This is a genomic window from Cellulophaga baltica, assembly GCF_900102165.1.
Lineage (GTDB): Bacteria > Bacteroidota > Bacteroidia > Flavobacteriales > Flavobacteriaceae > Cellulophaga > Cellulophaga baltica.
Map to the genome: position 1 here is coordinate 379,194 of NZ_FNBD01000003.1, position 14,924 is coordinate 394,117.

Annotated in this window: 15 protein-coding genes; 9 read left to right on the top strand and 6 right to left on the bottom strand. The window is 34.5% G+C overall.

The features are described 5' to 3' along the window. The first annotated feature begins 172 nt into the window (after positions 1-172). The 6 genes from yiaA to BLQ19_RS07345 all read left to right on the top strand — a co-directional run bounded on the left by yiaA (position 173) and on the right by BLQ19_RS07345 (position 4,424). Complete coding sequence (gene yiaA / locus BLQ19_RS07320; protein ID WP_024482334.1) at positions 173-640, top strand: inner membrane protein YiaA; 468 nt, start codon at positions 173-175, stop codon at positions 638-640. Between the two features lie 251 nt (positions 641-891). Beyond that, positions 892-2,076 (top strand): hypothetical protein, encoded by a 1,185-nt coding sequence (locus BLQ19_RS07325; protein ID WP_074537888.1) that lies wholly within the window; start codon positions 892-894, stop codon positions 2,074-2,076. An 8-nt stretch (positions 2,077-2,084) separates the two neighbouring features. After that, positions 2,085-2,471: a hypothetical protein gene (locus BLQ19_RS07330; protein WP_074537889.1), complete on the top strand. Its 387-nt coding sequence runs from the start codon at positions 2,085-2,087 to the stop codon at positions 2,469-2,471. A gap of 54 nt (positions 2,472-2,525) precedes the next feature. Beyond that, a complete protein-coding gene (locus BLQ19_RS07335) occupies positions 2,526-3,203 on the top strand; it encodes a hypothetical protein (RefSeq protein ID WP_074537890.1) in 678 nt (225 codons plus the stop codon). Positions 3,204-3,528: 325 nt separating this feature from the next. After that, entirely contained in the window at positions 3,529-3,810 is a 282-nt protein-coding gene (locus tag BLQ19_RS07340; protein ID WP_074537891.1) for a GNAT family N-acetyltransferase, read from the top strand. Between the two features lie 107 nt (positions 3,811-3,917). Beyond that, entirely contained in the window at positions 3,918-4,424 is a 507-nt protein-coding gene (locus BLQ19_RS07345; RefSeq protein WP_025616265.1) for an OmpH/Skp family outer membrane protein, read from the top strand. A gap of 49 nt (positions 4,425-4,473) precedes the next feature. Here BLQ19_RS07345 and BLQ19_RS07350 read toward each other — a convergent pair whose 3' ends face one another. Together BLQ19_RS07350 and BLQ19_RS07355 are read right to left on the bottom strand one after the other, a co-directional pair. Beyond that, positions 4,474-4,869, bottom strand: a complete 396-nt coding sequence (locus BLQ19_RS07350) for a DoxX family protein (RefSeq protein WP_175444410.1) — start codon at positions 4,867-4,869, stop codon at positions 4,474-4,476. A gap of 13 nt (positions 4,870-4,882) precedes the next feature. Then, entirely contained in the window at positions 4,883-6,040 is a 1,158-nt protein-coding gene (locus tag BLQ19_RS07355) for a DNA polymerase III subunit (RefSeq protein ID WP_025616263.1), read from the bottom strand. 217 nt (positions 6,041-6,257) lie between these two features. Between BLQ19_RS07355 and BLQ19_RS07360 the strand changes: the two genes are divergently transcribed. From BLQ19_RS07360 to BLQ19_RS07370, 3 genes are all read left to right on the top strand, one after another. Beyond that, the gene (locus BLQ19_RS07360) at positions 6,258-7,445 is read left to right on the top strand and encodes a phosphoglycerate kinase (protein WP_074537892.1); all 1,188 of its coding nucleotides are present in this window, start codon (positions 6,258-6,260) and stop codon (positions 7,443-7,445) included. Between the two features lie 119 nt (positions 7,446-7,564). Then, positions 7,565-9,187, top strand: a complete 1,623-nt coding sequence (locus BLQ19_RS07365) for a LysM peptidoglycan-binding domain-containing protein (protein ID WP_025616261.1) — start codon at positions 7,565-7,567, stop codon at positions 9,185-9,187. Positions 9,188-9,201: 14 nt separating this feature from the next. Further along, complete coding sequence (locus BLQ19_RS07370; protein ID WP_029447470.1) at positions 9,202-10,188, top strand: DUF4837 family protein; 987 nt, start codon at positions 9,202-9,204, stop codon at positions 10,186-10,188. A gap of 73 nt (positions 10,189-10,261) precedes the next feature. Here the strand turns inward: BLQ19_RS07370 and BLQ19_RS21760 are convergent, their stop codons facing one another. From BLQ19_RS21760 to BLQ19_RS07385, 4 genes are all read right to left on the bottom strand, one after another. Then, entirely contained in the window at positions 10,262-10,432 is a 171-nt protein-coding gene (locus BLQ19_RS21760; protein WP_306413743.1) for a DUF6747 family protein, read from the bottom strand. Positions 10,433-11,088: 656 nt separating this feature from the next. Beyond that, positions 11,089-11,742 carry a 3-oxoacid CoA-transferase subunit B gene (locus tag BLQ19_RS07375; RefSeq protein WP_074537893.1) on the bottom strand — a complete coding sequence of 218 codons (654 nt, stop codon included), beginning with the start codon at positions 11,740-11,742 and terminating at the stop codon, positions 11,089-11,091. 28 nt (positions 11,743-11,770) lie between these two features. Further along, positions 11,771-12,472 carry a CoA transferase subunit A gene (locus BLQ19_RS07380; RefSeq protein ID WP_025616258.1) on the bottom strand — a complete coding sequence of 234 codons (702 nt, stop codon included), beginning with the start codon at positions 12,470-12,472 and terminating at the stop codon, positions 11,771-11,773. A 103-nt stretch (positions 12,473-12,575) separates the two neighbouring features. Continuing rightward, positions 12,576-14,924, bottom strand: coding sequence for a penicillin-binding protein 1A (locus BLQ19_RS07385; RefSeq protein ID WP_074537894.1), 2,349 nt, complete (start codon positions 14,922-14,924; stop codon positions 12,576-12,578).

Sequence of the window (14,924 nt, forward strand, 5' to 3'; positions counted from 1 at the left end):
AGGTATAAGTGAGATAAAGATAATAAATACAATAGTAATCTTATTTTTATCACAATTTATATCGTCAGTGATTACATTAAGTAGACTTTCTAAAACACGGAAGGCTCCCCATCTTTGTACCGTTGAAACAAACTAAATCAACAAAATAATTAATCATCAAAAATCAATTAGTATGAATTACAATTTTAGTAACGATACCGGAGAAGAAAAGAACAAGAAAAAAATTCAGAAAGAATTTGATAACAAACCAACCCCTGCGTTTATAGGCGCTTCTTGGGTGGCACTAGTAGCAGGTATGCTTGCTTTCTGTGTAGGATTGTCCAATGCAGCCATGCTATTGAATGAAAAAGGGTATTACTTAACCATTTTATTGTTCGGATTGTTTTCTGCAGTATCCGTACAAAAAAATGTTCGAGACCGATTAGAAGGTACAGAGGTAACAGATATGTACTATGGCATAAGCTGGTTTGCTGCGTTAGCATCTATAACCTTACTGGTTATTGGTTTATGGAATGCCGATTTAGAATTGAGTGAAAAAGGATTTTACGGAATGTCATTCACCTTAAGCTTATTTGCCGCTATTGCAGTACAAAAAAACACACGTGATAAGAAGTTTATAGAAAGTACAGAAGAGGTTTAATTTCAAAAGAAGGAAGTACTCATAAGGTGCTTCCTTTTTTTGATGATTAGAAAAGGCAACTGCAGGCATGTAGTTGCCTTTTTTCGTAAAATAATTTATATTGTAGGCAATATGTGATGTATTTTAGGTTGATATTAACAATACGAGCGTGTATTGAACGTTTACTAAAGATGTTTACAGAGTGTATTTAAAATCTGATATTCCATTGTAAAATAACAGCCAAACTAATAACAATTTTTAAGTGTTTATTTATGGAAGAAGACAGCCTACAAGAGTTAGATAAAATTTTAAAACCTATTATAGAGAGGAGTTATCAAGCAGCAAAACGCGAATCCTATAATGGAACTCCCTCCGGGAAATCAATTTTAGAACATTTTCAAGTTGAAATTGATAATACCAGAGTTGCAATATCTAGTCAGTTTTATAAAATTGACAAGTTAATGCAGCATAATGCTAGTTTAAGAAAGTCTTCGGCAAAGCCTAAACAGCCTAAAGTAGATTCTAAAAAATATGTGCGGGAATCTAATGGAGGTTATCAAGTGTTTAATGGGATGAAATGGATACAACTTTCGAATGAAGCGCGGATTGATTTAAAAATTGAATCAAACTGGGAAACAGCGAATAAAGCTGCAGTAATCCTTAGTGCTAGTGATCCTAAAACAAACACCTATGTGCGCTATGTGGATAAAGATGTTTTTACAAAGGGATTTGATTATTCTTATACCGGTGATAAAATGGGTAGCGAGCAAACATCTCCCGCTTTACCTTCAAGATATATGTACTGGGAAGATCCTTTTTATGCCACTGTTAAAAAGGGAGTCTCAATAACAGGTAAAACAGCAGGGGCGCTTGGAGCACGTAATATTGGAAATTTAACACCATGGAGAACCGGTAGCAATATAGAATTTGCAAAGGGTTGGTATCGCAATAAAGAAGGAATTTATAGAAAACTAAGTAGCCAAAAAGGATTAGGAGCAGGAGGTCATCAAGTAGGCACCAGAAATGCAATGAAAAGAGCTTCAAAGTTTAAAGCTGTTGGAAAAAAAATGTTGTGGGTAAGTGCAGCGATTAGCTTTTATGAAGTTACAGATGTTTTGGTTAATGACGATTCTAATAAATGGAATGTAACGACTAAGGCTAGTATTGATATAACCATGGGTTTAATTGGCTTTTATGGAGGACCTATAGGTTGGTTAGTGTCTGGAACTTATTTTATTCTGGATATTAGTGGAGCTTTTGGAGATTGGGGAAAACCTAGTGGCATTCGTTCTGACGGAGTCCCTTATAATTTTAATCAATTTGAGTATAATCATGAAATAGAATTTAATATAGAGTTTGTACAAGAAATACAGGAAAAAAAATTACTTGAACTTAGAAATGTCAAAATAGATAAGACAAGTGTTGTTAAACCTAGAATTTTGTTACGTAAAAATTAGCCACTACAATGAATCAAGCATTAATTTTTATGATGATGACCATATGGTTATTTCCATTCACCATTTTTATGTTTTATAGAATTTTTTTAGAAAATAAAAAGGGCTTAACGGCTATGTATATTCTATCAATTATTCTTGTAATTCTGGGGTTAATAATGGTCATACGATATAAAATACCAATGTTCTTATGTATGTTAGGGCCTTTATTTTTTTTCTCATTGTATGATATCGCTACAAGAATTTTTGTTGCTAGATATAATAGAAAACCGATTGATACAGGTTATAGTTGGCAATCAGGAATATTCGCAGATCGGGTATATAATATTACGGTAACGACCTTAGGACTAATTTTGCCCATTTTAATATTTGCCTTATTGTACGATTTATTCAAGTAAAACTGTTCAACGAGGGAGGTGCCTTAAAAACCGCTTTAAAAACAAATTAGAATAATGAGTATTTTAAACCAGCATAAAAAAGTATTTAGTCTAGTACAAGTTGAATTAGAAAAGTTAGGATTTTCTGAATTTACTTATCGCCCTCATAATTATTTATTGGATGCAAAAAAAAATGTGGGAGAACTTACTTATATATTAAGTATTCACCTGTCCTCAAAAGGTATTTCTTTAAGTTATGTTTATGGTGATATTATGATTAATTCAGTCAACAAAATACTTAAACAGTTTATACCAGATTTATCAGATAACAATGAGCTGATAACATTAAAGAATTGTGATATCGATGGAAAACAAGAAGATTTTAAAAAGATAAATGAGCAATTGAAAACCAAAAACACGGGAGATTATATAATGGCTATAATGGACCATATAAAAAAAATAGACCTCCCGTTTTTCAATAAATACCCCACTATGGAAACCATTAACCAGAAAATTATTAATAAAGTCCCAGAGGAAGATTATTTTGAATGGTTTCCTGGCGTAGCGATATTTAAAATCCTAATTATTATGAAACTTTGTGACAATTCAAAATATGAAGAATATAAAAATAAAAGAGTTAAAGTTTATTTATCCTTTGTAGAAAAACAACCTGCTTTATATCAAGAAGATTACACTACTTTTTTGTCATTCTTGGATTACTTAGACAGTGGTTCATATTTAAAAATAATATAAAAAGACTACACGGCTTAAGCTCGTCTTTATCAACTAGCGGGTGTAAAATTTAATGCAAAAAATTCTCCCCGCTAGCGCGAGCGTCAGGCTCGTGGCCGCAACAGTAAACAGGGCAATATGAAAATAAAACAATAACCAAGCGTAAAATACCCCAGCCTATCGACAGTCCCCTTAAGGGGACAATGGTTAGCGCTGATATTCTCCCTTGGAAGGGGGTGCCCGCAGGGCGGGGGATGTAAAAGGATAAAAAAACTAAAAAGTTGAAAATAAGTTCAAAAAAGTAAACCTAAACCTTATTTTTAAGGAAAATAAGACGAAAATTATTATGACTATAAAACAATCAGAACAGGATAAAAACGGAGTTTTTAAAGCTGTGATAGAAGATCAGGAGGTTGGCCATTTGGAATATGCTTGGCTAGGTCCCAAAACCTTAAGTATCAATCATACCGAAGTAAATCCAGATTTTGGTGGGCAGGGTATTGGTAAAAAACTGGTACTAGCTGCTATTGATTTTGCTCGGGAAAAAAATGCTAAAATAAAAGTATTGTGCACTTACGCTAAAGCGGTGATTGATAAAACCCCAGATCTTCAAGATATTCTAGCTTAAAGACTCCACTCAGAAAAATAGAATATCAGATATTAGCGCATTAGGGCTAACTTTTTGCAAATAATCCAAAACCTTTTCTATTTTTGCGACACACTTAAAAATAAAACATGAAAAAAATTGTAATGGCTTTAGCACTATTTAGTGTTTTTGCATGCCAAGAGAGTAAAATTGGTTTTGTTGATAATCAAAAGCTAATGGAAGAGTATCAAGAAAAAATTGACGTTGAAGCTAAATTCAAAGTTAAAATAGATGCTTTAACGCAACAGAGAGATAGTATTTCTCAAATGTTTCAGATGAAATTACAAGCTTTTCAGGCTAAAGCTCAAAAAATGCCACAAGCACAGGCACAAGAAGAGTACGGTCAATTACAACAAGAAGGTCAGTTTATGGGCCAGCAATTGCAAAAGCAAGAGCAAGAATTACAAGTACAAAGCCAAACAGAAATGGATAGTATTGTAAGCAAAGTAAAAAGAGAAGTTAAAGCATACGGTAAAGATAACGGGTATACGTTTATCTTAGGTGGTGGTGATGGTGGTAGTGTTCTTTACGGGGCAGAAGCACAAGAAGTTACTGCGCCAATTGTTAAAGCGTTGAATGATAAGTATAAAAACTAGTTCTCATTAGTATCTATAAAAAAAGCCTCAACATGTGTTGAGGCTTTTTTTATTGCAGTAAAAACAATAAAAACATGGCGGGAATAAAATAAACCGCGATAGTTTTTGCGCCTTCATAATCTTTAGCCATTCGCTGCCCAAACAATAGCATTAAGAGGGAGATACAGGAGAACAATGCGCCGTAAAAGGCTAAAACCGTTTTGTTTTCTACCAGCAGTTGGTAAATACCTCCAATACATAAGAATGCGGCAATCATTTCTGTGATTAATACGATACTTAAGAGTAGGGGAACACTATTTTTTAAAGGCGATTTTGAAAAGTGTTCTTTTAGCCAACCTAGGTTTCCCTTCCAATCTAAGATTTTATCAACGCCGCTCTGCAGAAACGTGATGATTAGAAAAATTAGTAAAATTATTTCTGTGGCATTATTCATAAATGGTTTCATTATATAGTTGGTTTTAGGCTACGCCTGCTTTTTTATGTAATAAACGAGTTAATCGGATAGATAAGTCGGTGAAAATAATTTTAGCGTTTCCATTCCGTTCAATATGATAAATGGCGCGCTCTAATTCTTCCGTAATTTCGATAATATTATTTTCGTGAATAAAAGGGGCAAACTTATTAATGTCAAAACCATCTACATGGATACGCATATAGGCCAATTCTTTTGCATTAAAATTAATTAGCATGGCTTGACGCATAATAGCAATACAGTACAAAATAAATTTTTTCTGAGTTTCTCTTCCTGTTTTTGCTAATTCTGCGCTCCAAGAAATAAGATCATGAATGGCTGCTTTATTCCCCTTGGCTTTAAACGCACTTCGTACCCATTGAACAAACCATTTTTCAAAAACTAAATCTTCAGAATCATTATTCATTAAATCTAGCGCCTTGTTGTAATTACCATTAGCTTCATTAGCCAAACGTAAAGCCTGTTCTTGTGCAATGCCAAGATCTATAAGGCCATTGGCAATAGCGTCTTCAGAAAGTGGCGGAAAATGTAGCACTTGGCAACGAGACCTTATAGTCTGTATAATCTGCTCTTCATCTTCTGCAATTAATATAAACACCGTTTTTTCAGGGGGCTCTTCTATAAGTTTTAAAAGCTTATTGGAGGCAGAAATATTCAGCTTATCTGCCATCCAGATAATGCAAATTTTATAGCCACCTTCGTAAGATTTCAAGGACAGCTTTTTTACAATTTCTTGGGCTTCATCAACACCAATTTGTCCTTGCTTTTTCTCAATATCAATGAGCCGGTACCAGTCAAACAAATTGCCATAGGGCTGCTCCTTTACAAAAAGCCTAAAATCTTGTATATAATTATCGCTTACTGCGTGACTTTTTACTTTATCAGAATTAGCCACTGGAAAAGCAAAATGTAAATCTGGATGTGTAAGGGTATTACATTTAATGTGGCAGGCTTGTTTTTCTTGGTCTGTTGCTTTTTCAGAAGTTTCACAAAGAACATGTTGCGCATAGGCAATGGCCATAGGTAGAGTACCACAGCCTTCTGGTCCAATAAATAGCTGTGCATGCGGAATTCTTCCTGCTTTTGCACTAGATACCAAATGGTTTTTTATGTGTGATAGGCCTAAAATAGAATCGAATAACATGGGTCAAATATAAGGTATTTTAGCACAATCAATTCTAAATTATATGCTATGCTAATGCTTTAAAACTGAATTACATAGTTCTAGTAAAATTTATAAATTTCATAATGTATTTACGAAATCTTAGGTAATTTGTTAAATCAACGATAATTACGGCAATAGGATACTGCATGGAGCACATAAATTTTTACATTTGTTGCTATTCAAACAACGAATTAACATGAAGACTGTAGATAATTTTAATTTCAAAGGAAAAAAAGCATTAGTAAGGGTAGATTTTAATGTACCATTTGATGGGGATTTAAATGTAACCGATACCAGTAGAATTGAAGCTGCAAAACCAACTATTATAAAAATATTAGAAGATGGTGGTAGCGCAATTCTTATGAGCCATTTAGGAAGGCCAAAAGGACAGGTTAATCCTGATATGTCATTAAAACATATTTGCGATGAAGTTTCTAAGATAGTCGGTGTTAGTGTAAAGTTTGTTGAAGATTGTGTTGGCGAAAAGGCAGAAGCTGCTGCTGCTAATTTAAAAAGTGGTGAAGTGCTTTTATTAGAAAATCTTCGTTTTCATGCAGAAGAAGAAAAAGGAGATAAAACATTCGCAGAACAATTGTCTAAATTAGGAGATGTGTATGTAAATGATGCTTTTGGTACTGCGCATAGAGCACACGCTTCTACAACTGTTGTTGCTCAGTTTTTTCCTGAAAATAGATGTTTCGGTTATTTATTGGCAAAAGAAATTGAAGCTATTGATAAAGTAATGGCAACTGGCGAAAAACCAGTTTGTGCTATTTTAGGAGGTTCTAAAGTATCTTCTAAAATTACTATTATTGAAAATATTTTAGACAAAGTAGATCATTTAATCATCGGTGGTGGTATGACGTATACGTTCATAAAAGCACAAGGTGGAAAAGTAGGCGATTCTATTTGTGAGGATGATAAACAAGAATTAGCATTAGAAATTTTAAAGAAAGCTAAAGAAAAAGGAGTAGAAGTTCATATTCCTGTTGATGTTCTAGCAGCAGATGATTTTAGCAATGATGCAAATACAAAAGTAGTTCCTGTAACAGAAATTCCTGAGGGCTGGCAAGGTTTAGATGCCGGACCAAAAACTTTAGAAAACTTCAAAGAAGTAATTTTAAAATCTAAAACTATTTTATGGAATGGTCCTATTGGTGTTTTTGAAATGCCAACATTTGCAAAAGGAACCATTGCTATAGGTAATTATATTGCTGAAGCTACAGAAAATGGTGCTTTCTCTCTTGTAGGAGGCGGAGATTCTGTTGCTGCGGTGAAACAATTTGGCTTTGAGGACAAAGTTAGTTATGTGTCTACCGGTGGTGGTGCCATGTTAGAAAGTTTAGAGGGTAAAACGTTACCAGGTATTGCTGCAATACTATAATATTTAACATTTTATCGTTAAACAGACCTTTGTTAGAAAGGTTAAATTAGGAGTAAAAAATTTTATTTTTGTAAAAAAAAGACGATTTTCGTCCATTGCTTTCTAATAAAGGTCTTTTTATGATGTATAAACACAGTAAAATACTAACTCTTTTTTCTGTAGCGGTGTGCAGTACAGCTATGTATGCGCAAACTACACCAAAGGAGAATACTATCAGAATTATTGAAGCTAAAGATATTCCTTTAGACACTACAGTAAAAGTTCTGAAAAACACCCAAAACAATGTCATACAAGTAGCTCCGAATGGCACTATAGAACATCCTAACTTTATTGTAAAAAAGGATGAAAAATACAATCTACTAGACAATCTTGAGTCTGCTAAATACGACAGTCTTTGGCTTAAGGAAATGGCAGATAATGCTTCTCTTTTTGATGAAATGTATGAAGAGGTTTCAACTCTAGAAGTAGATGAGAACTTTTTAGCTTCTGTAGATACAGAAACGCTTAAGCTTCGTTTAGAAAAACTAAATCAGAAAACGCCTTTTAATGTTGAGTACAACCCTTCTTTAGAGAGTGTAATTCAGTCATTCTTAAAAAGAAAAAGGGGCTTGATGGAACGTATGCTTACCCTGAGTCAGTTTTACTTTCCAATGTTTGAGCAAGAATTAGCCAGTTACAATATTCCATTAGAATTAAAATATTTGGCTATTGTAGAATCAGCATTAAACCCTAGAGCAAGATCTAGAGTAGGTGCTACGGGACTATGGCAATTTATGTATCCTACGGGTAAAATGTATGATCTTGATGTAAGTAGTTATGTTGATGATCGTAGTGATCCTATAAAAGCAACCAAAGCGGCTTGTGCTTACCTTTTAAAATTACATGATATTTATGACGACTGGGATCTTGCCTTAGCGGCTTATAATTCAGGTCCAGGAAATGTAAATAAAGCCATAAGAAGATCTGGTGGTCTTACGAACTATTGGAATATTAGAAATAATTTGCCTCGTGAAACTGCGGGTTATGTACCGGCCTTTCTAGCTACTATGTATTTGTTTGAATATGCGGATGAGCACGGACTGAAGCCTAAAAACGCGGAACGTCCATATTTTGAAACGGATACGATTCATGTAAAACGATTAATTACATTCCAACAAATTTCAGAACTCGTAGACGTTTCTATGGAGGAGCTAGAAGTTCTAAATCCTTCTTATAAACTAAATATTATTCCCTACATAGATGGGGAAGATTATGCACTTCGTTTGCCTATTGCAGCTATTGGTAAGTTTGTAGCTAATGAAGATGCTATTTACGCTCATGTAGAAGAGCAGTTAAAAGTTGAAGAAAAAGTATTGCCACAGTTGGTAGAAACAAAAAACCAGGTGAGGTATAAGGTGCGTAGTGGAGATTTTCTTGGTAAGATTGCAGAACGCCACGGTGTTCGGGTAAGTGATATCAAAAGATGGAACAATCTTAGGAGCAATAATTTAAAAATTGGTCAACGTCTTACTATTCATTCTAAAAAACCTGTTAGTGTAGCAAGTAGAAGTACTAAGACTACCACAAAAAGCGCTATTTCGGCAAGTACAAAAATACATACAGTGCGCTCAGGCGATTCACTTTGGACAATCTCTAAAAAATATCCGGGTATTTCTGTAGATAATTTAAAGAAGTGGAATGGAATTAGTGGAAACAATTTAAAATTAGGCACGAAACTTGTGCTGTGTGATTGTCAACCCTAACTATTAACATTTCTATGAAAAAAATAGCAAGTATTTTAGTCATTTCCTTACTCTTATTGTCTTGCAAAGATGATAAAAGTGTTAAGTATGTTCCAGAATCTATTGGAGCCATAAATTCACTTTCTGTAGTTATAGATAATGAGTTATGGCAAGGAGAAGTAGGTGATAAGGTACGAGAGTACTTTGCGGCACCGGTTGTAGGTCTTACATTAGAAGAACCTCTTTTTACCATAAACTATATGCCTCCATCCGTTTTTACAGGGAGTATACAGCATTCAAGATCTGTACTGTATGTTACTAGAGACAGTACCAATAAAACATTAATTAAAACAGATGTGTATGCGAAGCCTCAAAAGGTTGCGGTTATATCTGGTAAAAATGTTCAGGACATTAAAAAAGAGATTGATGCTAATGCAGGTAAAATTATTGAAGCCTTTAGAGGTTTAGAAATTACTGAGGCACAAAAACGGTTTAGAAGGTCTCTTAATAGAGAAGGAGTATTGAAAGAAACCTTTAATGTGAATCTAGAGATTCCATCGGCTTATAAAGTAGGGAGACAAGAAGATAATTTTGTTTGGTATGATCGTCAAGTTCCGAAGGGAACTATGAACGTTATTATGTATGCTATGCCAGAAGATTATTTTAAAAACGATTCTACTCTGGTACGAGATATTCTTAGAATGCGTGATTCTATTGGGAGTGTTTATATACCAGGAGAAGATATTCCAGGCAAAAAGAACCACATGGTTACCGAAAAGATATTTGCGCCACATGTTTACCCTGCAGAGATTGCGGGTAAAAAAGCGGTAGAAGTAAGAGGTCTTTGGGAAATGAGTGATTATCCTATGGGTGGCCCTTACTTAATGTATATCATAAACGATAAGGAGAACAACAGGAAGTTGATAATAGAAGGCTTTACTTTTGCTCCTGCCTCTAGAAAAAGAGATAATATGTTTGAGTTAGAAGCTATTCTAAAAACCATTACCTTCCTCAAATCATAAACTTTTTTAGTTTCAACCAATAAAAAACCCCTATTGCGAAAGCAATAGGGGTTAATTTTTGTCGAAATTTTAATTATTGAAACGCAAAACCGGTAGACGCTCTAAATATGAACGCAAAAATTGCTACACCGATTAATGCAAAACAAAACCATGCATACATCTGCAAATAGTTTTTGATTAGGAAATTCCCCAAATTCCTAAAAGCTTCAAAATAAATTTCTTTAACGAGTAAAATATTCCTCATAATCCCCAAATTATAAATTAACAATACCGCAATATTGTATAATTCAGTACTTTAATAAATTATAATGGCTGAAATGGGTATAAATCAGGTGTAGAGATTTCTGAGATTGCGTTCTATCTTTAAAGTGCAATTTTAATCGTTTAAATGGCTGACAGTTAGATTTTGGTGTTTTTAAACGGAGCTTATTATTCTCTATGAGTTATAATTATATACCATACAATAAGGGTGTAATAGCGCCTTTTTGCGAAATCATTTCTAAGTATAGGGTTATTGTGTAGTAAAAGGCGTTAAAGTTCTCTAATGGGCTTTAAATTGCTTGTATAAGGTATTTATGCATAAAGTTTAGTGCAAAAAAAAGAGCAACTGTTGAGTTGCTCTTTTTCTAATTTTAATTAACAATTTATACCATAAATAGTTTTTTAACTAGTACGATAATTCCGCTAATAAAATTGTTTCTGTAAACTTGAATTTCTTCTTGTTGAGATGAATGACTGATCTGTGCTTCCATAGTGCTAATAAGGTTGTTAAATTTATAAACTTGGGGTTTATAGTTGTTGTTCCGTAAATCTAATAAAAAACATTAGAATTTTAAATATAAGTGTTGTGAAATTCTAAAAAAACGTTGGCAATCGTTGCTTTTTCAATGAAAGCGTGTGTTAAAGGCTCATCTCAGGAACATCACCTTCAATAATTAGGGTGCCTTCTGTTGCTGCAATAATTTCATTCACACTAACCCCTGGAGCACGTTCTAAAAGTTTAAAACCCTTTTCAGTAACTTCTAATACGGCAAGGTTGGTTATAATTTTCTTTACACATCCTACACCAGTCAGTGGTAAACTGCATTGCTTTAATAATTTAGACTCCCCAGCTCTATTGGTGTGCATCATGGCTACAATAATATTTTCTGCAGAGGCAACAAGGTCCATAGCGCCTCCCATTCCTTTGACCATTTTACCCGGAATCTTCCAATTGGCAATATCGCCCTCTTCAGAGACCTCCATAGCGCCCAAAATGGTTAAGTCTACATGTTTACCTCTAATCATACCAAAACTCGTAGCAGAGTCAAAGAAAGACGCTCCTGGCAGTGTTGTAATGGTTTGCTTACCGGCATTTATAATATCTGCATCTTCCTCGCCATCCATAGGAAAAGGTCCCATACCTAAAACACCATTCTCACTCTGGAATTCTACACTTATATCTTCGCGAACATAATTAGCCACTAACGTAGGAATTCCTATTCCTAAGTTTACATAATATCCGTCTTTTACTTCTTTTGCGATACGTTTCGCTATCCCTGTTTTGTCTAACATTTTTTTAATTTGAAAATTTGAAAACGAATTAATTTTTTGTTCTTACGGTACGTTGTTCAATCCTTTTTTCATAATCTTTTCCTTGAAAAATACGCTGAACAAAAATTCCAGGCACATGTATTTCGTTAGGGTTTAATGCTCCTGCAGGAACAAGCTCTTCAACTTCTGCAACCGTAATTTTTGCAGCACCGCACATGACAGGGTTAAAATTACGGGCAGTTCCTTTAAAAATTAAATTTCCTGCTTCGTCACCTTTCCAAGCTTTTACAAAAGAAAAATCGGCTTTATAGGCTTCTTCCAAAACATACATCTTCCCATTAAATTCTCGGGTCTCTTTTCCTTCAGCCACTTCAGTACCATAACCTGCAGGAGTATAAAATGCAGGAAATCCAGATTGAGCTGCTCTACATTTCTCGGCTAGAGTTCCTTGTGGGGTTAATTCTACATCTAGTTCGCCACTCAGCATTTGCCTTTCAAATTCATCATTTTCACCTACGTAAGAGGAGATCATTTTTTTTACTTGATGCTTTTGCAATAATAAACCTAAGCCAAAATCATCTACTCCAGCATTATTAGAAATGCAGGTAATATCTTTTACTTCTAAAGACACCAATTCTGCAATAGCATTCTCCGGTATTCCACACAAGCCAAAGCCGCCAAGCATAAAAGTCATTTTATCTTTTACACCTTCTAAAGCTTCATGAACATTAGAAACAGTTTTCTTAATCATTTTAATATAAATTGAGTTGCCTCTAAATTACTATTTTTTAAATGAAAAATGCCCTTAACTTTTTAGTAAAAGCTAAGGGCATTTTGAAATTGATTCTCTGAGATTAGAAATCTAAATCATCTAAATCATCTTCTTCAGGACTGGTACTATCCTTTTTATCATCCTGAAATTTTGAACAATCTAATTCGATACTCATACCAGACGGCTTTTTGAAATTTCCATCTGAAATATCTAATTCTTTATTGGCATAATTTTTAACCATATATAGCCCCCAAATAGGTAAGGCCATTGAAGCTCCTTGACCATAAGCTGTTCTATTAAAGTGGGTAGCTCTTTCTTCACCGCCAACCCAAACGCCAGTAACTAAGTTAGGTACCATACCCATAAACCAACCATCACTATTTTTTTGTGTGGTTCCTGTTTTACCAGCAATAGGATTAGTTAAGTTATAAGGATATCCTGTAACTACTTCCTTGTAAACGGCATTATTTTTTGCGTAGCTGTGTCTTAATCTTCCTCCAGAACCAGATTGTACTACACCTTGCATTAAATCTACCATAGCGTAAGCAACATCTTTACTCATTACATCTCTAGTTTCAGGTACATATTCATAAAGAACCGTTCCGTTTTTATCTTCAATTCTGGTAACAAGAACTGGTTTTACATAGACACCTTCATTGGCAAAGGTCCCGAAAGCACCTACCATTTCGTATACATTTACATCTGCAGTACCTAAAGCGATCGAAGGAACTTCAAGAATATCTCTTGAGATTCCCATATTTTTAGCCATAGCCACGACGGGTTTTGGTCCTACTTTGTCCATCAATTGCGCAGTAACAGTATTTACAGATCCTGCCAAAGCCGTCTTAAGACTCATATTTTTTAATGAATACTTACCATCAGAGTTCTTAGGGCACCATGCTTCTTGGTTTCCATGTTTGCCTGCTTCAATACAATATTCATCATCGTATAAAGTTTCGCAAGGCGAAAGACGTAATTGATCAATGGCTGCAGCGTATACAAAAGGCTTAAAAGTAGACCCTGCTTGGCGCGCACCTTGAATTACATTATCATATTGAAAATGTTTATAATTTAGACCACCAACCCATGCTTTTACATGGCCTGTTTGTGGTTCCATAGACATCATAGCTGTACGTAAAAATGATTTGTAATAGCGGATAGAATCCAAAGGAGTCATAATGGTATCTTTCTCATTACCTTCACTATTCCAATCAAAAACTACCATAGGTGTAGGTTCCTTGAAGGAAGCTGTGATTTCTTTTTCAGACTTTCCTAACTTTTTCATCTTTCTCCAACGGTCTGAAACTTTCATACCGCGCTCCATAATACTATTTATCTCTTTGGTATTTATGTCTAAGAAAGGAGCTGTCTTATTACGTTCTGGTGTATTTTGATTAAAAAACTCCGCTTGCAAATTTTTCATATGCTCTTGCACAGCATCTTCTGCATTTTGTTGCATTCTAGAGTCAACGGTAGTATAGACTTTTAATCCGTCTAAATATATGTTCCATTTATCTCTTTCTCCTTTTAATGCCGGTTTCGGGTTTTTAGAAATCCATTGATTTAAAAAACTTTGTAAGTGCATTCTAAAATAGGTACCCAAACCATCACTGTGAGATTCTGGAGAATAGCGTAAACCTAATGGTAGTTTCTGTAAAGAGTCTTTTACTTTTTCTGATATAAACTCATATTTTGCCATTTGAGCCAAAACAACATCACGCCTGTTTTTGGTGCCTTCTGGGTTACGTTTAGGTCTCGGGTTGTATAAAGATGAGTTTTTGAACATTCCTACCAACATAGCAGATTCAGAAACATTTAAGTCTTTTGGTTCTTTCGTAAAATATATTTTTGCAGCAGAACGAATCCCATCGGCATTATTCCCAAAATCATAGATGTTAAAGTACATGGCTATGATTTCTTCTTTGGTATATTGGCGCTCTAAACGCGTTGCAATAACCCATTCTTTTATTTTCTGAGTGTAACGTCCCCATCCTCGAGAAGCTGTCCCTGTAAATAATTGTTTTGCTAATTGTTGAGAAATAGTACTTGCCCCTCCTTTAGAACCCAAGTAAGCAAAAGCACGTAGCGTACCGCGAGCATCCACACCAGAATGCTCAAAATAACGAGCATCTTCTGTAGCAACTAAAGCATCAACTAAATTTTTTGGTAATTCCTCAAAAGGTATTGGCGTACGGTTGTCATCTAGGTAATACTTTCCTAAGGTTTCCCCATCAGAAGAAATAATTTCTGTCGCTAAATTTGTTTGCGGATTTTCTAATCTTTCAAAAGTTGGTAATTCCCCAAACCAGTCCCATGAAGCAGCTAAGAAAATTAAAACTACACTTAACAATCCAGTTAAGAATAGTATCCAGAACCATTTTATGAATTTAAAAAAATTGTTCTTTTGTTTTTTTTTGGGAGCCCTTGCCAT